This is a genomic window from Flavobacterium sp. DG2-3 (assembly GCF_030730925.1).
GTDB lineage: Bacteria > Bacteroidota > Bacteroidia > Flavobacteriales > Flavobacteriaceae > Flavobacterium.
This window is the reverse complement of the sequence record NZ_JAVAMB010000006.1, coordinates 176,323-193,878: the sequence shown is the minus strand read 5'-3', so window position 1 is coordinate 193,878 and position 17,556 is coordinate 176,323. Positions and strand designations below refer to the sequence as shown.

Genomic DNA, 17,556 nt, shown 5'->3' with positions numbered 1-17,556 from the left:
AAATAGTGTTAATTGAATTAGTATAACACTTAAAATAAAAATCCCAAGACTTTTCTGTTTTCAGGAAAATCTTGGGATAAAAAAATCTAATTCAATATTTTTAGAACTTGTAACGCAAGCTTGTCATAACCTGACGAGGAGCGATCGGATTCACACTATAGTTCTCGTGAACCGTATAATTTAAGGTGTTTGTAATGTTTGATAATTTGCACAGAATCGAGAATTTTTGCCAAGTATACCCAAGAGAGGCATCAATGGTAACATAGCCTTCTAGCGGAATATCACGATCTCTAATGGTTACAGTATACGTTTTCGGATTTGTTGCAGGTTTGTTTTCTGTCCAAACATAATCATCATTCCATCCGCCTAAACGGTCTCCGACATAATTTCCAATTGCGCCAAAAGAAACATTTTTAAAGAATCCTGACTGCAGAGTATAGAAGAAACTCAAGTTAGCTGTATTTAAAGGCGTTCTTGCTACGCGATCTCCTTGTACAAAACTTCCGTTTAATCCTGAAGTTTTAGTGTAGCGCATATCATTATAGCTGTATCCTGCAATAATGTTTAAACCATCTGCAGGTCTTGCTGTAACGTCAACTTCGACACCTTTACTTTTAGTTTCTCCGCTTAACATTTTAATATTAGCATCTAAATTATCTGTTCCATCAGCTTTGTAAGGTGCCATTTGTGCCAAGTTGCTGTTTGTAATTTGGTAAACCGTAACATTTGTGCTTAATAAACCTTTAAAGAAATCTGTTTTTACACCAGCTTCATATTGATCGATAATGGAAGCTTCAATAGGCTGCAAGTCAACAGTTGTTCCTGTATTTGGTGTAAAAGAAGTTGAATAGCTTCCGAATATCGAAATGTCTTTTGTTGGCTGATACACTAATCCTGCTTTTGGAGAAAATGCATTGTCTAAACGTTTCGGTGTAATTGTTGGGACTGCATCTTGCGGATTTCCTGCGCCTGTTTTAGTTTCTTTATAAGTGCTCACTTCTGCTTCTTGCCAAGACCATCTGATACCTGCTAAGACTTTAAATTTGTCTGTAATCGAGATAAAATCCTGAAAATAAACCCCAAAACGATTGGTGTCTGTTTTTGTGATTTGAGTGGCTCTATCGGTTGTCGGAATATCCATTCTTTGATTCCCGGGATCAAAAGTAAATAGATTTATAGTATCATAAAGAGTTGGTCCGTAAACTGATTTGCCATCTTTTGTTCCAGTAATAACATATTTCTCGTCAAATGTAAAAGTATAAGCGGTCGCAAATGAGTTTTCCCAATCTACACCTGTAAAAATCTGATGTTTTACAGATCCAGTATTAAAATTTCCTTGCAGACTTAATTGGTCTCCAAAGATTTGCTCTAAGTTTTTGTTCTTTGTTAAACCTCTATTCCAATCACCAGGAGTTGGATAAGTGTCTAAACCGGATAATTGTGCGGTAGAATAACTTCCTCTATCAAAATTTTGGAAAGAAGAGTTGAAGTTTAATCTCCAATTTTTGTTGAAATCATGATTTAATAATACCGATGCACTAGCAGATTTTGTATTACCATTTGACCAAAGCGATCCGTAGAAAGCACTGCGCGGAAGATCAAGAATTTCTTTTCCGATAATTCCAGTTCCAAAATCGGGTGTCCAGTCTGCGCTTAGATAATCTCCTTGAACCGTAATTTGAGTTTTTGGATTCACAATAAAAAGTAAAGATGGATTAATGTAGAAACGTTTATTTTTTACGACATCTCTAAAGCTTTCTGAGTTTTCGTAAGAACCGTTAATTCTAAATGCAATTGATTTATTAAGACCTCCATAAAAATCAAATGCAGGTTTGTAATACGCGTAGCTTCCTATTTGCATAGAGATTTCTCCACCGCTTTTAAACTGAGGAGTTTTGGTAACTAAGTTTAAAATTCCTCCTGGAGCGACATTTCCAAACAATAGGGCAGAACTACCTTTTAAAAACTCTACCTTATCTAGACCCGAAACATCAGGAATTGATCCTGAATTGTAACGGAATCCGTTTTTAAACATATTATTGGCAGACATATCATAGCCTCTTGAGAAAAAAGATTCCTGTGCGCCACCACGTGCAGAGCTCACATAAACTCCATTGGCATTTTTAAGTACTTCGCTTAATCTAATAGCTTGTTGTTGTTCGATAATTTCAGAACCAATAACTTGTATAGATTGCGGATTGTCCATTGGTTTTAATCCAGAGCGAACTGCTGTTACTGGTTTTGGTTCTTTGGTTTTAGTAACGACTACTTCATTTAAAGTTTCTCCTTTTTTATTCTTAACGGTATCGTTTACAGATGAAGCAGATTCAGAGTTTGAATAGTCTTGACCATAAGAGACAAAACTTAATAATCCTAATGCAAATAGTAAATTGTATTTCATGGTATTTATTTAGATTCAATAAAAATAGATCGGCGCAAATATACAATTGCATGAATGTGTTAAGGAAATTTAGAGGGCGTTTTCTTGCTTAAACCTTCCTTATTCTTTTCTTAAGATTTGCTTAAGAATTTTTCAATGTTATTTTAATTTTGTAGTTAAAAGCAAAAAAACCTTGCCGTGAAGCAAGGTTTTTTAAATTGAAAAAAAATCTAAGAATGAGTTTCTTCTAAATTATTTTACTGCAATTTGGTAAGTAGCCATTTTCCAGATTTCGTCGTATTTTTTTCCGTTATGTTCACCAGAAGCTTTGTCTGTGTGAGCGTATTCAACCATATAATTTCCAGACCAGATTGGAGTAAAAGAGAACTCTCCTTTATCATTTGTCCATAATTCTTTTTCCCATCCGTTTGGAGCAATAACTTTGATTTTAGCTTCTTTAGCGATAGCACCATCATAAGAAGCAACTCCAGTTACTTTTGTATCTTTTTTTGCAACATCTGCATTTTCAGAGAAAACAGCAATTTTGTTTGAATTTGCTGCGATATTATTTCCAGCATTTTTGTTTCCAACCACAACATTTGCACTAGAATTATAATCTAATTTCATAGTTCCGTAAACATCTCCTACAGTGTGCTGCATTACAATCGTGTAAACGCCATCTTCTGTTGGAGTAAAGAATGCTTGATATTTATTTTCTAAAGCTTTTGCAGTTAGTTTCGTTTCTTTTTTTGATGGGCTTACCACAATTAAGCTGAAATTTTTCAAATCAGAAAACCATTTGTCAGCTTTCGTAATGTCATTATCAGAGAATTCTCCAAAATAAATAGAAATTTCCTGAGCTTTACCTTTTGTTCCAGTAGCTTTAGTTTCGATCCAAAGAGCGTGTGCAAACATTGGAGCTGATGTCAGCATTACAAAGAAAAAAGCTATGATTTTAAAAGTATTTGATTTCATAAGATCAAGTTTAAATTATTAGAATGATATTTTTTACAAACATAAGGCTTATTTAGAACAATTAAAAATAAAACTTTAAAAAGCTTAGTATTAAATGAACTATCTAGAACTCATTTTCTTTTTATTTTTTCGCCCCCACCAAATTAATAAACCAGTTATGGGTAAACTTGCAGAAACCAGACTGGCAAAAAAAGCAAGGACTTTTCCTGGAAATCCGAGAATGCTGCCAACGTGAAGATCATAATTTAAGAATCTAAATTTTTCGCCACCGCTTTTATCCTTGTAAGTGGTAACTCTAAGAAGTTTGGCAGTAGATTGATCAAAATCCATTGAGATATCATCAAAACGGTTTTTGTATCTCACAAAAGTTTGAAAAGTGGCTAATGAATCTTCTTCTTTTGGAAGGAACAAATAAAAGCTTTTTGCTTTCGGATTTGCCTTTACTGTTGCAGCATATATTTTATCTGTAGCTGTATTTTTAGAATATTGTGTGGTATCAGAAACTAGTTTTTCTTTTTTGATTGTTTTTCCACCATTAAAAAGCCATTGAACTCCTTTATCGTAACATTCAAAAGCCCAAACTAATCCTGTCAGAGCAATTATTAAAGCAAAAATCAACATATAATATCCTAGAATATTATGCAGATCGTAATTTTTGCGTTTCCATTTTGTGGTGTTTTTCCATTGAAACCAAAAACGCTGTTTGACCGCGCTTTTATTTTTTGGCCACCAGAGAATCAAACCTGTAATTAAAGAAATGATAAAGATAATGGTTGCAGTTCCTGTAATAGGATCTCCAATTTTACTGTTAAAGCAAAGTGTCTGATGTAGCATTCGCACAAACACAAAAAACTCAGAATTGTAGTTTTCAAATTTTTTAATATTTCCCGTATAAGGATCAATATAAACATACGTATTTTGATACTGATTCCAGTACCAGATCGCATCTTTGTCTGATTCTTCAAAAAACCAGATAATAACCGTTCGCTTATCATCATTTAGTATTCTGCCTCCAGAAAGTGTCTGATTAGGATGTATTTTCTTGTTTGCCTCTTGAGCAATTGCTATTAATTGGCTTATTGGCAGTTTTTTATTTTTAACCTGATCTACATAATAGTAGTCATGAATGATAGGACGCAATTCTTCTTCAAAAGAATACAAACAGCCTGTAATTCCCAATATTATTACGATTATCCCAGAAGATAATCCGAGCCATAAATGTATTTTTTTTATATAATTTTTAAATGTCATTTTCGAAACTCCTTGTTATCAAAAAAGCACCTCATGATGTATTAGAGGTGCTTTTATTATTTAATTTTAAATTTAGTCTTAAAATTTAATTGTTAAACTAGCCAGAATATTGGTTGGAGCTTGAGAAGTTCCCCAGAAATCCCAGTATCTTTCATTAGTAATATTATTAAATTTCAAACCAACTCTCCAAGATGTACGATCATAATAAACAGATCCATTTAGAGTAGTGTAAGATGGCATATAAAAAGTATTATCGGCTGTAAAGAAATTATCATCAACATAGTTGGCACCAAAACCTAACCCTAAACCTTTTAGTTTGTTTTGGAAGGTATATGAGGTCCAGAAGTTCACCACGTTTTCAGGAGAACCAGTTGCTTTGTTCCCTTCAATTGTCGCATCAGAAGCTTTTACAATTCTGTTATCGTTATAACCATATCCGGCCACAATGCTCAATCCGTTGATTGGAGTTGCCATCAATTCAAAATCAAAACCTTTACTGACTTGTTTTCCATCCTGTTCTGTAAAACCAGATGCGTTAACTCTCGTTGCATTATCGATTGTAATATTGTAATAACTTACAGAACCAGTCAATTTTTTATTGAATGCTTCGGCTTTAATTCCTCCTTCATATTGTACTGCATAAATAGGATCTAAAACTAATTGGGTTGCATCTGGCTGTGTTACGGGCTGCATGTTTTGGAAACCATTCATATAATTTCCAAATACAGAAACTTGGTCTTTAACGATTTCATAAACCAATCCTAATTTTGGAGCCAGAGCAGTTTGGTTGTAGCCTTCAACGGTTCCCACTTTTTCACGGTCAAAATTATCCAAACGTAAGCTTAACATAGCCGAAAGACGATCTGTAAAATTGATTACGTCGCATGCGTATACACTAAATGTTTTTTGATCTGCAAGTGGAGAAGTCGTAAGAACGAGACCAGCATCTACCGCTTTTCTTCTAATAGGAGAGAAGGGAGTAGTAACATCAATATTATCAAGGGTAAAAGTAGTTCCTCCTGAAAAAGCACCACTGTAAAGTCTGTAGTTTATACCAGCAAGGAATTTATGTTTAATGCTTCCAGTAGAGAATTTACCGTTTAAGTTTTCCTGAATGTTAGTGTAGTTGTTGTAAATTGGCCCCCAAAGTCCAACTCTTCTTGCTACTTGAGTCGGAGAACTCCATACAGCATAACTCTGATAGCTGCGTTCTACATCTTCGCCAACAAATGAAAAAACAGTTGTAGATTTCCAGTTTTCTGAAATTTCATATTCTGCTTGTGCAAAAACTTTAGTTGCTTTTGTTTTAGCATCATTATCATCATGGAACATCGATTTTCTGTAATCGATTTTCAAATCATTTGGATTTGTAATTCCAGAAGTTGCCCCGTAAGTATTATAAGTACGTCTTGTATTGTTTACATTATAAAGTTCAGCATCGATGTTGAAAGTCAGTTTTTCTGATGCTTTATAAGTAAGACTTGGTGCAAAAAGCAAAGCATTATTAAAACCATAATCAAGAAAACTTTTCTCTCTGTTAACCGCCATGTTTATTCTAAATAATACACTTTTGTCTTTGTTTAAAGGCGTATTGACATCAGCAGTAAGTCTGTTTAATCCGTAACTTCCAGTAGTGTAAGACACTTCTGCAGCTGTTGTTTCATGAGGTTTTTTAGTTACTAAATTTACTACACCGCCAAATGAAGATACCGTAGACCCAAATAAAGTTCCAGACGGACCTTTTAATACCTCGATACGTTCAACGTTTCCAAGATCGACAGAAGAACGGCCAGAAACCGTTTCCATTCCGTTTCTAGCATTTATTCCCGTAGAGAAACCTCTAAAAATTACGCCGACACCTCCAGATGGATAGCTGATAGAAACTACACCAGGAGCATTTTGAACCGCGCTTCTAATATCTACAGCAACTTGTTCTTGCAATAATTCTTTATGAATTACGCTGTAAACCTGTGGATTTTCAAGGTTTTTAAGTGGCATTCTGGCTACATAGTCTGTTTTTTTAGAAACAAGGCTTTTCGGACTGCTGATAATAACTTCTTTTAATTCTTTGTTCGAAACTTTAAGCTGTAGCGTAACTGTCGAAGTTTCGTTTTCTGTAACCACAACTTCAGTTTCTGCAGTTTCGTAACCGGCTAAAGAAACTTGAAGTGTATACGTATTGGCTCTTACTTTGTTAAAATCAAAGCTACCATCATCATTAGAAATGGTGCCATATTTAGAGTTTTTAAGAATAATATTTACGCCAGCAGCAGGTTCGCTGTCAGAAGTAGTAATGGTTCCTTTAATTTTTCCGTGGTTTTGTGCAAAGGCAGATAAGAACGAAAATAAAAAACTGATAGAAAATAGAAAACGAGAAGTTTTCAAACTGAGGTAATTCATTGGTACTTTTTAATTGGTTTATAAATCTGTTCTTATTTAGAATAAATAAAAACAGTGCAAATGTAAAAATTAAATTAATCTTAACAATTTTTATTTTTAGCATTTATAGGCTAAATTGTTAAATGCTCGCTTTTGAATGATTTAATAAAAATTCTTAATAGAAATTCTAGTGAGATAAATTTTAAAAAGGTTTAATTTTGCAGTCTGAAAAATGACTTCATGATTTTACCATTCTTTAAAAAGATTCAAAATACGCCTAGAGGATATCGTATTGCCAACACTGTTTTTTTCTTCCTTTCGGGTTTTGGCTATTCTTCTTGGGTTTCGAGAATTCCACATATACAAGCACAATTGCATTTGTCTGAAGCTGAATTTGGAGCGGTTTTATTCGCTTTTCCGATAGGGTTGATGCTAACGATGCCGTTTACAGGAAAGCTGTTAAACAAATACAGCAGCCGTTATATTATGCTTTTAGGAGCCGTTATGTTTAATGTGGCGCTGTCTTTGCCTGGATTGGCGGCATTTGTGTGGCAGCTGGTTATTATACTTTTATTTTTTGGAGCTTCTCGTAATATTTTCAATTTATCTATAAATGCGCAGTCTCTTGAAGTGCAGAAATTGTATCCAAAATCGATTATAACGCGTTTTCATGCCGTTTGGAGTATTGCCGTTTTTTCGGGAGCGGGTTTAGGCTATGTTATGGTTACACAGAAAATTGCACCATCACATCATTTATTGGGAGTGAGTATTTTTATGCTGGCGCTAACGGCTTGTTTTTATCCGATGAGCATTCATAATGAACCTGTTCCGGTTAAGAAGAAGTTTTTCTCAATGCCAGAAAAGAATCTGATAAAATTTGCTATGATTTGTTTCGTCTCTATGGCGTGCGAAAACACGATGTACGACTGGAGCGGAATTTACTTCGAAAATATTCTAAAAGCTTCTCCAAAATTAACGAGTGCCGCGTTTGTCTTTTTTGCATCGGCAGTGACATTAGGACGTATTTTTGGTGATTATGGAGTAATGAAATTTGGAACTAAAAAAATCCTGCTTTATAGCGGTATATTAATAACAGTTGGTTTCGGCGTTTGCTTTATTTTGCCGTATGCGTATCCAACTATTTTTGGATATGTTTTAATCGGTTTTGGAGTTTCTTGTGTAGTTCCGCTAGTATTTAGTATTGCTGGAAGATCTTCAAAATTGAGCAGTGGTTCGGCCTTAACTTCTATATCTACAATTGGTTATTTAGGATTTTTACTCGTTCCGCCAATGGTGGGTTTTATCTCCGAATATTTAAGCATGAAATGGGCCTTTCTAATTATGGCACTTCTAGGAATTCTGATGATTTTTATGGTGAATAAGATAGGGGAGAATGAGTGATTTTTTTAAGCTTCTAAGGTGATGAGATGCTGAGGGTCTAAGGTTTTTTGCCACGAAGACGCTAAGGCACAAAGTTTTTTTGTTTAATTTAAGTTGCTAAGATTCTGAGTTTCCGTTTTGCCATGAAGGCGCTAGGACACGAAGTTTTTTTAATCTCGCAAAGTTGCAGTCCCGAGGCTTCGGGAGCAAATTTTTTCCTAAGATTGGCAGGTAACAAAGTTTAGAATTCCGTAGGAATGAACCATTTTGTAGCCACGGATTTTAATCCGTGGGGTTTATGAAACGAAACCAATTCGAAAATTCCGTAGGAATGAATTATTTTGTAGCCACGGATTTTAATCCGTGGGGATATGGAAATAATACCAATCAAAAGTTCCGTAGGAACGACACATTTATTGCCGTGCTAATTTATCTTTTTTTCATTAGAAATTTTTCCGAAGCGGTTTTCCCTTTTTTCATTCCGAAAATCTCTGCGACTAGAGAATCATTTCCAACTTTATTGTACACAATTTTAGATGGATAATCGTGTTTTGGGTTTTCAAAAACAATTTGATTGTCGGTAGACGAAGTCATTTCAAAAGTTACGGGAAGTTCGTCATTTTGTCCTGGAACAGTTACGATAAAAGACAATTTACCATTTTTATCTTCAAGATTTACATGTTCTCCAAAAACAGTATCTTTTCCTCCAACAACAAAATAAGATTCACCAAAATAAACAGAATCATTTACTTTTTTCCAACGTTCTGTAAGTTCGCCTTCTTCAGATTTATTACCCCATTCGCCAATAAACCACGAAGCTTTTTCGACAGTATAAGACTTCACAGGAGCTTCTGTTTTGATTTCTTTTTTACAAGAAGCAAAAAGTAGCAACGCTAACGATGAGGATAAAGCAATGGATAATTTCATGGTTTCGTTTTTTTATTATTTATTTAACTGCTTGAATAATAGTTTTTTTAATTTTAAAAAATATTACAAACAAAAAATATTTCTTAAAAGTGAATTCAGTTTTTTTCTTTCATTATTGTAAATAAATAGTTTTTCCAATTTTCTTTTTTAATGATATAAGAATATTGATAGCTGCTTTCGCAAATTCTTACTTTATTTTTAAATTCAAGCGTATCAACATAGAAAAGATCTAATTCTTCCTGTTTGTTGAAAAAATGAATCGTATAAGAACTTTTGGGACAGCAACAATAACTTGTTTTTTCAGCATCTATAAAGATTTTATCAAATTCGTCAATTTGCTTTTGATTTGAAGTTTTCATTATTTTTGATGGATCAAAAGATTCAACTTCTACAGTTTTATTTGTTATTTCTGTATCATAGCACTTAATGACAATTTGAGTACTTTTTGAAACCGTTGAGTTAAAAGAAAAATTATCCCATAAATCATCAATAATGTATTCTGGTTTTTTACTACAGCTAAATAGAAAAAACAATAGCAGAATTATTAAGCAATAATTTTTCATTTACTTTGACAAACAATATGATATTCAAAAATAGAAAACTTCGAGCCTTAGCGACTTCGTGGCAAAACAAAAAAAATTACTTCTTAGTCAAAACAAACTTCTCAGAAGAAGGCTTTCCATTCAGATTCCCAGAAATTTCAGCTGTCAAAGTATTATTGGCACCTTTTGTATAGGTAATCTTTTGCGGATAATCATGTTTTGCATTTTCAAAAACCAGTTGATTTTCAGATTCAGTAGTAGAAGGGAAGAAAACAGGTTTGTCTTCATTCTGGCCTTTTACAGTTGCTTTGTAAGTCAATGTTTCGCCCAATTGCGCTAGAATGATAGTTTCAAAATGCAACGTATCTTTTCCTTTAATAAAATAAGATGAAGCGCTGAAAGTACTGTCGTTTAGTTTTTGCCAATTCTCAGATAAAACACCTTCAGGAGAAGTATTTTCCCAGTTTCCGATTAACCAGTCGGCTTTTTTGATTTTATCTTTTTCAATCGTTTCTTTTTTCTGGCAAGAAACAAAAGCTATAATAAAGGCTATAAGAGTAATTTTCTGAAACATATTTTTTAAGTTTTGGTTTTGTTTGGAGTTACTAATGTAGGAAAAAAAAGTGTTCGCCACGAATTACGCGAATTTCCACGAATTATTTGCTGAAATTAGTTTTGCCACAGATTAAATGATTTTTTTGTTTCACGCAGATTTTTGCTGATCTAAGCAGATTTAAATTTTGATTTATTAAAAAAAAATCTGTGGACATCAGCTTAAATCTTTTCCAATCTGCGTGAAATTAATTCGTGCAAATTCGTGCAATTCGTGGCTAAAAAAACTTAAACGCTAGCACTCAAAATCTCGTAAACCAATTCTTTTGTTGGTTTTTGATCGCCTAGTTTTGCTCGAACATCGTCAAAAGTCACTTTAAAATCGCAACCCGATTTGTATTCAGCACAACCGTAAGCCGTCTTGCCTTTTAGGATAGTTCCTTTTTTACATTTCGGACAAACCAATGCATCTGAACTTTCTTTTGTTTCTGTTTTTTTATCCGTTTTCTTAGGTTCTAATTTCAGTTTGTAATTTTCTTCAAACCGAATCAAACCTTCAACAGTTCCAGAATCGGTTTTAAAACCTTTTATATTAACCGTTGAACCCTTCTGAACCAATCTTAAATACTGGCTTTCTGTAATTTTTTTATCATGGAAAACAAAAGGCAAAACAAAACCGCAACCCGATTTGTATTCGCTGCATCCAAAAGCCGATTTGCCTTTTAGAATATTCCCTTTTTGGCATTTCGGACATGTTTCTGCTGAAATTCCAGAGGCTTTCTTTTTTTCTTTTACAACAGGTTTCTGAATCGTTGCCGCATGCGAAATATTAGCATGTTTGGTTTCCATTCGCACCTCATAAACCAAAGCTTCGACCATGCGTTTCATGTTTCTGATGAATGCCGCAGCGGTGAAAGTGCCTTTTTCGATATCTTTCAGCTGTTTTTCCCAAGTTCCTGTAAGTTCGGCCGATTTCACTAATTCATTCTGAATCGTGTCAATCAGCTGAATTCCAGTTAAAGTTGGTAAAACCTGTTTTTTATTTCGAACAATATATTGGCGCTTGAAAAGCGTTTCAATGATATTCGCGCGCGTTGACGGACGCCCGATTCCATTTTCTTTCATTAATTCACGTAAATCTTCATCGTCGACTTGTTTTCCAGCCGTTTCCATAGCACGCAGTAAAGTTGCTTCGGTAAACTGATTGGGCGGTTTGGTTTCTTTTTGAAGAAACGAAGGTTCATGTGGGCCTTTTTCTCCCACGACAAAACTCGGCAGTAAATCGGGTTCTTTTTCCTTTGCGTTCGGATCTTCAAACACAACCCGAAAACCTTTTTTCAGGATTTCTTTTCCCGTCGCTTTAAAAGTAACATCGGCTGCTTTTCCTATTACTGTTGTGTTGGCAACCAAACAATCATCATAAAAAACCGCAATAAAACGTCTTGTAATAATATCATAAACCTGCTGCTGATTGAAAGGCAGGTTGTTTTGAACTCCAGTTGGAATAATCGCGTGGTGATCGGTTACTTTTTTATCGTTGAAAACCTTCGGTGATTTCTTGATTTTCTTTCCTAAAAGCGGTTCAGTCAATTCAGCATAATTGGTTAATTTTTGCAGAATTCCCGTTACTTTCGGATAAATATCACTAGGAAGAAAGGTCGTATCTACTCTGGGATACGTGATTACTTTTTGCTCGTATAATGTCTGTGCAATTTTCAGCGTTTCTTCTGCCGAAAATCCAAATTTCTGATTGCAATAAACTTGTAAACCAGTCAAATCGAAAAGCTTTGGAGCGTACTCATTTCCGTTCTTTTTGTCGACAGAAACAATTTCGAAATCACTTTCTTTGACTTTTTCGGCTAGAATTTCACCGTCTTCTTTTTTCAGAAAACGCCCTTCTTCATAACTAAAAAGCGTTTCTCTGTACAAAGTCTGCAATTCCCAATACGGTTGCGGTTTAAAGTTTTCGATTTCTCTAAAACGGTCTACAACCATCGCCAGCGTTGGCGTTTGCACACGGCCAATAGACAAAACTTGTTTGTAACCGCCATGTTTTACGGTATAGAGACGTGTTGCATTCATTCCTAAAAGCCAATCGCCAATGGCTCTCGAAAATCCGGCGTAGAATAAATTATCGTAGTTTTCAGAAGGTTTTAAGTTTTCAAAACCTTCTTTGATCGCTTCAGTTGTAAGTGACGAAATCCATAAACGTTGAATTTCACCTTTGTAATGCGCTTCGTTCATGACCCAGCGCTGAATAAGTTCTCCTTCTTGTCCAGCATCCCCGCAGTTTATTACCACTTCGGCTTTGTCAAAAAGACTTTTTATGATTTTAAATTGTTTCTGAATTCCAGAATTTTGAACGACTTTGGTTTCGAACTTTTCTGGAAGCATCGGCAGATTATTCAAGTCCCAGCTTTTCCAGTGCGGTTTGTAATCGTTGGGCTCTTTTAAGGTGCATAAATGCCCGAAAGTGTAGGTTACTGCATAACCGTTGCCTTCATAATAACCATCGTGTTTGGTATTGGCACCCAAAACGGCTGCTATTTCTCGTGCGACACTTGGTTTCTCGGCAATACAGACCTTCATTCTTTCCTTTCTTGATTAAGGAGCGAAAATAAGGATTTTTGGAGAAAGGGACAAAGGTTCTTTTGGTTTTGCCACTAAGACGCTAAGGCACTAAGTTTTTAATTATTGAATAATTTCAAGTAAAATTTGTTAGATTTTTTTGTTTAAAATTATCTTAAAATAACAGAAAAACTCTTCTGGATGTGTAATTAAATTTCCTATTTTTGACCGTAACCAAAAACAAAATAATTACCCAAATGACTAACTCTACTCAAAAAACAAGCTTGCCTAAAATTTACAGTACTACCGCATTGGTTGCTTATATTTATGCCGTTTTTACAATTGTTTTTTTAGTCTACAAAGAATTTTTCTATGTAGATCAAACTTGGTTTCATGGATTAATGGCAAATGGTTTGGCGGTTATAAGTACTTTTGTTTGGTTTGGAATATTGATCGTTTTTAAACTTTTTCTAAATCAAATACTTCATTATAAAAAAGCAGATTCTTTAATAATTGCGTATTTAGTTTTCTTGGGGATATCAATTTATTCAGTTGGTAAAGTCCTGCTAGATTCTATATTACTATTTATGTCTTTAGGAAGCGGAGATGAATTAAATGCTTCAATGGCTTTTGCCTCAACCTCTTTTTCTGGTGTAATCTGGCTGATGCTTTCAACTGTTGTAATGATTTTAATTACTATTTTATTAGGAAACAGAATTCGAAAAATTACTATTGTCCACAAAAATCTTTTCAAAATTTTAGGTTTTTCATTGATCGTATTAGGCGTCTGTTCAGCGCTTGAGTTATTTCGTGTTGTCGAAAGCGAAATTATCGTGTTTTTGCCAAAAGCATTTGTGGTTGCTGTATTAGGTTATATTTTAAATGAGACCAGCAAAATGGAGATAGCCGATTTGCCATCTTTACCAGAACCAGTAATAAACAATGTAAATCATTCTAAAGCTAATGTTGCGCCTCAAAACGAATCTGTAAAAGCAGAGAAAGCAGCTGTTTTAAAGAAAAGCAACGAAGCTGTTTCAGAACAGATCATAATTCCAAATGTTGATCTTAACGAACTTGAAAATAAAGAAGCGGTTTTTTCTTATTTTGAAAATCTTTCAAGAGACGAAATAAACAGATTGGAGATTGTGGTTTCTAAAAAATACGATCATATTCCAACAGGCCAACAATTGAAGAATCTGATTATTTATCATATTGCCGAAAAACGACTTTATGATCATAACCGATATGCACCGCAATAATATTTCCTAATTATTAATCATCGGATCCAAATTACTGTCTTTATTTCGTAAATCTAATCCTCCTTCGTAAACCGATTTCAGATTGGTCAGATAAAAATGCCAGCCGTTGGAACAGCCCAATCTGATGTATTGTTTAGAATAATCATCTGTTGGAATATTGTGGTGGCGAAGTTCAACTATGGTATAACCTTCTGCTTCGCTTAGTTTTATATCCACTAGACAGCTTCCCTCAAAAGTAAACTGCAATTGGTCTTGTCCGTTGGCAGAAACGATTTTTCCTTTCATGGCATCTTTGTACAAATGCCAAATCCATTCGTAAGTAGTGTCTGTTACAGCATTTTTGTCTTTGTCTAATGGTTGCTGAGTGGCATCAAAAAAAGAAACTTTTTCTAGAAACCATTTTTCCAATTCATTGGCTTTTGTCCAAGCATTATAAATATCTGAAAGAGTAGCTTTTACAGCTATTTTTTTTGTGAAAGAAGTCCAGTCGAAGTTTTCCATTACTGATTTTTTTAGTTGTTATTTTTTATTCTTATGACGCTTTGGTAATTAGTTTTTTTAAGGGTATTTTTTAATATTCTGTAATAATTTCCAATCAGGACATTCAAGATTTGCGGTTTTCAGCTTCAGATTTTCAATTCCGCCCAGATCTATAATCCAGTTTTCGATTTTCTCTTCAATATCAAAAACATTCCCTATCATATCTGATTTTCCACGAATTCCAATTGCAGGATAACTTTGTTCTAAAAAGTTGTTGAAAGAAATTAGAAAGACTTCTATATCATCGCTATCTACGTTTAAAATAACTGGTATTTCTCTTCGAATACATTCCAGGCAGATTACAATTAAATCATAATCCCAATTTAATTTTTCATAAATATTAAGTTCGATAGGAGTAAAACCAATATTGTTAGTCGATTCCATAATTGAAAGTGTTATGAAATATCACTTTTTCAAATGATTATTTGTTAACTATCAAATATATAAAATAGAATTTACTTTTATCTTTTATTGCTAATTACATGTTTGACTAAAACCGTCTGTGAATATTTTAGAAGCACTTCTCAATTATATAATCAAGTAGATTGTTTTTCTTTTTATAAGAAAAAAGTCATATCTTGCAAACTGATTATAATCGTATTATGATAACGGCAAATACATATTTAGTAAACAGTTCTTTAATGTGCTTAATGAGCGCATTGCTGTATTTGCATGACGATACTTTCTTAAAAAGCTCAAAAGACTTTATTCCATTTGCCCTGTCCTAACTCTAGACAGGGAATTTTCCATTAGTTATAGTTCGTTTTATAAATTTCCATTTTATTCAGGATATGATACGCTGAATGAGATAGAACTGCTAGCTATTCAGTGAAGAGTTGCATTTCATGCCTATGTAAAATGGAACAAATAAGAAAGTCATGTTACAAAATATAATACTAACAACAGGAACATACGATTTAATAAAAGACCACGTAAGAAGAAAAAAAGTTACCGTACAAGAAGAAGAATTATTGCTGAATCAATTAAAAAATGCCTCTCAGGTATTGCGAAAAAATCTGCCTGAAGACATTGTTTCGATAAACCGAAAAGTTACTTATAAAGACCATTTGAAAAATGAAGAAAAAACGATTCTTCTAGTTGGTCCTGCAGAAGCAAAAGCAAGCAAAAACAAGATCTCGGTTCTTTCAGACGAAGGAATTGCAATGTTGGGTTACAAAGTAGGTGACGTTGTAGAATGGCCAGCTAAAAAAGGAAATTTAAAATTAGAGATTTTAAAAGTAGAAGCTTAATATCTTTTTTAGTTTATTAAAAAACATCCCAAAAAGAAGATTTCTTTGCGGGATGTTTTTTTATGATAAAAATATGGAATGTAAAATCTTAATAACAAGATGTATACTTCAAAATCATCGTTCATTGAATGATTAAAATAAGTAAATTAGTTGCTCCAAAATTAAATATAACTAATTGTAAATGAGTATGAAACAAGCGGGAACTATAAACGAAGTCATTCTGTTATTGGACGAAATAATAGAAAGATCAAAACTGGAGCAAAGCAATCTCGGTTTATTTGCTATTCTGTATCGTGAAGTTACGGTAAAAGTAAAAGAAGGCATTCATGCAGGCGCTTTTCAAAATGGCGAGCGAATGGAAAAACTAGACGTTATCTTTGCCAATCGTTATTTGAAAGCGTATTACCTGTATCAAGCCAAAGAAAAACCTTCTGAATGCTGGGGATTTGCCTTTGAACAAGCCGAAAATTTCTGGCCAATTGTCCTGCAGCATTTACTGCTCGGCATTAATGCGCACATCAATCTTGATCTCGGAATTGCTTCGGCTGAAGTTAGCACGGTAGAAGATATTGAAGAACTAAAGCATGATTTTGACCAGATCAATTTCATTCTTAGCAATTTGGTCGCAGGTGTCGAAAAATGCCTGATCAAGATTTGGCCAACGCTCACGTGGATTCTAAAAGCAACAGGCAAAATAGACAATTTCTTTATCGATTTTAGTATGGAAACCGCAAGAAATGGAGCATGGAAATTTGCCAACGAATTTGTAGCCGTTCCAGAAAACGAAAGAGAAGCCTGTACACAATTAAGAGACAAAAGAATTACCGAAATCGCCCGATTGGTTTCGAACCCTGGCTATTTTGTTAGCGCCGTTTTCAAATTAATTCGCCTATTCGAAAGAGGTACTATCGCTCAAAAAATAATGGATATGCAGATTATGGAAGAGAAGAATATGGAGTGTGTGGCGGCGTGATTTGAGAAAAACAGCTGGAATTTTGAAGAAATGTCTAGTCAAACCATAAAATAAAGGGTTAATCCAAAAAAGGTAAAGAAACAAATATAATCAAGGAACGTCACCTTCCTTTCATCTAAAAGATCATACTTACCGTATTTTGCTGGTACAACTAACTCTTTTTTCTGAATTGTTAAGCTTATAAATCGTAAAAATTGGTAAAGTAATAATGAAATAATAGTGCTTCTTAAACCAAGAGATGCATGGCCGTTTACAAAAGCTAATTCAGGATCATTTCTAAGAGAAAGAAATAGACTAAAATGTATAATTCCTATTGTAAGCCAGATTAAAAAATAATAAAAATTTCGAAGCGCTCTATATTGACCACCATAAATAAAAAATTGAGTTCCAAAAGTATAGAAAAACAATACTTGTTTTCGATCAAACTTGTTTAAGAGGAAAAAAGTCAATAAGAAAAAAGAAAGCAACAAATAAACACTAAGGGTAATGTAATTCCATTTGTTTAATTTGTAGCAACGAAATAATTTTTTTTCCATTAATGACGATTTGTTTTTTACTTTTCAATGCAATTTGCTTATAA

15 protein-coding genes are annotated in these 17,556 nt (G+C 33.9%); 4 read left to right on the top strand and 11 right to left on the bottom strand.

The features are described from left to right. Positions 1–100 precede the first annotated feature (100 nt). From Q9Q97_RS10865 to Q9Q97_RS10850, 4 genes are all read right to left on the bottom strand, one after another. Positions 101–2,401 carry a TonB-dependent siderophore receptor gene (locus Q9Q97_RS10865; RefSeq protein WP_306156873.1) on the bottom strand — a complete coding sequence of 767 codons (2,301 nt, stop codon included), beginning with the start codon at positions 2,399–2,401 and terminating at the stop codon, positions 101–103. Positions 2,402–2,632: 231 nt separating this feature from the next. Then, positions 2,633–3,355: a DUF4198 domain-containing protein gene (locus Q9Q97_RS10860; protein WP_306156871.1), complete on the bottom strand. Its 723-nt coding sequence runs from the start codon at positions 3,353–3,355 to the stop codon at positions 2,633–2,635. A gap of 99 nt (positions 3,356–3,454) precedes the next feature. After that, positions 3,455–4,606 carry a PepSY domain-containing protein gene (locus Q9Q97_RS10855; protein WP_306156869.1) on the bottom strand — a complete coding sequence of 384 codons (1,152 nt, stop codon included), beginning with the start codon at positions 4,604–4,606 and terminating at the stop codon, positions 3,455–3,457. A gap of 78 nt (positions 4,607–4,684) precedes the next feature. Continuing rightward, positions 4,685–7,006, bottom strand: coding sequence for a TonB-dependent receptor (locus Q9Q97_RS10850; protein WP_306156867.1), 2,322 nt, complete (start codon positions 7,004–7,006; stop codon positions 4,685–4,687). Between the two features lie 219 nt (positions 7,007–7,225). On the opposite strand from Q9Q97_RS10850, the gene Q9Q97_RS10845 reads away from it, so the two are divergent. Then, a complete protein-coding gene (locus tag Q9Q97_RS10845; RefSeq protein ID WP_306156865.1) occupies positions 7,226–8,386 on the top strand; it encodes an MFS transporter in 1,161 nt (386 codons plus the stop codon). A gap of 408 nt (positions 8,387–8,794) precedes the next feature. Here Q9Q97_RS10845 and Q9Q97_RS10840 read toward each other — a convergent pair whose 3' ends face one another. From Q9Q97_RS10840 to Q9Q97_RS10825, 4 genes are all read right to left on the bottom strand, one after another. Continuing rightward, positions 8,795–9,292, bottom strand: a complete 498-nt coding sequence (locus tag Q9Q97_RS10840; RefSeq protein ID WP_306156863.1) for a DUF6265 family protein — start codon at positions 9,290–9,292, stop codon at positions 8,795–8,797. Positions 9,293–9,387: 95 nt separating this feature from the next. Further along, positions 9,388–9,825, bottom strand: a complete 438-nt coding sequence (locus Q9Q97_RS10835) for a hypothetical protein (protein ID WP_306156860.1) — start codon at positions 9,823–9,825, stop codon at positions 9,388–9,390. 106 nt (positions 9,826–9,931) lie between these two features. Beyond that, the gene (locus tag Q9Q97_RS10830; protein WP_306156858.1) at positions 9,932–10,408 is read right to left on the bottom strand and encodes a DUF6265 family protein; all 477 of its coding nucleotides are present in this window, start codon (positions 10,406–10,408) and stop codon (positions 9,932–9,934) included. Between the two features lie 266 nt (positions 10,409–10,674). Further along, a complete protein-coding gene (locus Q9Q97_RS10825; RefSeq protein ID WP_306156856.1) occupies positions 10,675–12,975 on the bottom strand; it encodes a type IA DNA topoisomerase in 2,301 nt (766 codons plus the stop codon). Positions 12,976–13,211: 236 nt separating this feature from the next. On the opposite strand from Q9Q97_RS10825, the gene Q9Q97_RS10820 reads away from it, so the two are divergent. After that, entirely contained in the window at positions 13,212–14,213 is a 1,002-nt protein-coding gene (locus tag Q9Q97_RS10820; protein WP_306156854.1) for a hypothetical protein, read from the top strand. Between the two features lie 6 nt (positions 14,214–14,219). Here the strand turns inward: Q9Q97_RS10820 and Q9Q97_RS10815 are convergent, their stop codons facing one another. Continuing rightward, positions 14,220–14,714 (bottom strand): SRPBCC domain-containing protein, encoded by a 495-nt coding sequence (locus Q9Q97_RS10815; RefSeq protein WP_306156852.1) that lies wholly within the window; start codon positions 14,712–14,714, stop codon positions 14,220–14,222. Between the two features lie 57 nt (positions 14,715–14,771). Beyond that, entirely contained in the window at positions 14,772–15,137 is a 366-nt protein-coding gene (locus Q9Q97_RS10810; protein ID WP_306156850.1) for a hypothetical protein, read from the bottom strand. 494 nt (positions 15,138–15,631) lie between these two features. On the opposite strand from Q9Q97_RS10810, the gene Q9Q97_RS10805 reads away from it, so the two are divergent. Next, the gene (locus Q9Q97_RS10805) at positions 15,632–16,003 is read left to right on the top strand and encodes a GreA/GreB family elongation factor (protein WP_306156848.1); all 372 of its coding nucleotides are present in this window, start codon (positions 15,632–15,634) and stop codon (positions 16,001–16,003) included. 181 nt (positions 16,004–16,184) lie between these two features. Next, complete coding sequence (locus Q9Q97_RS10800; protein ID WP_306156846.1) at positions 16,185–16,976, top strand: DUF5995 family protein; 792 nt, start codon at positions 16,185–16,187, stop codon at positions 16,974–16,976. A 38-nt stretch (positions 16,977–17,014) separates the two neighbouring features. Here the strand turns inward: Q9Q97_RS10800 and Q9Q97_RS10795 are convergent, their stop codons facing one another. Beyond that, on the bottom strand, positions 17,015–17,512 hold the full coding sequence (locus tag Q9Q97_RS10795; protein WP_306156844.1) for a hypothetical protein: 498 nt from the start codon (positions 17,510–17,512) through the stop codon (positions 17,015–17,017). Positions 17,513–17,556: the final 44 nt, after the last annotated feature.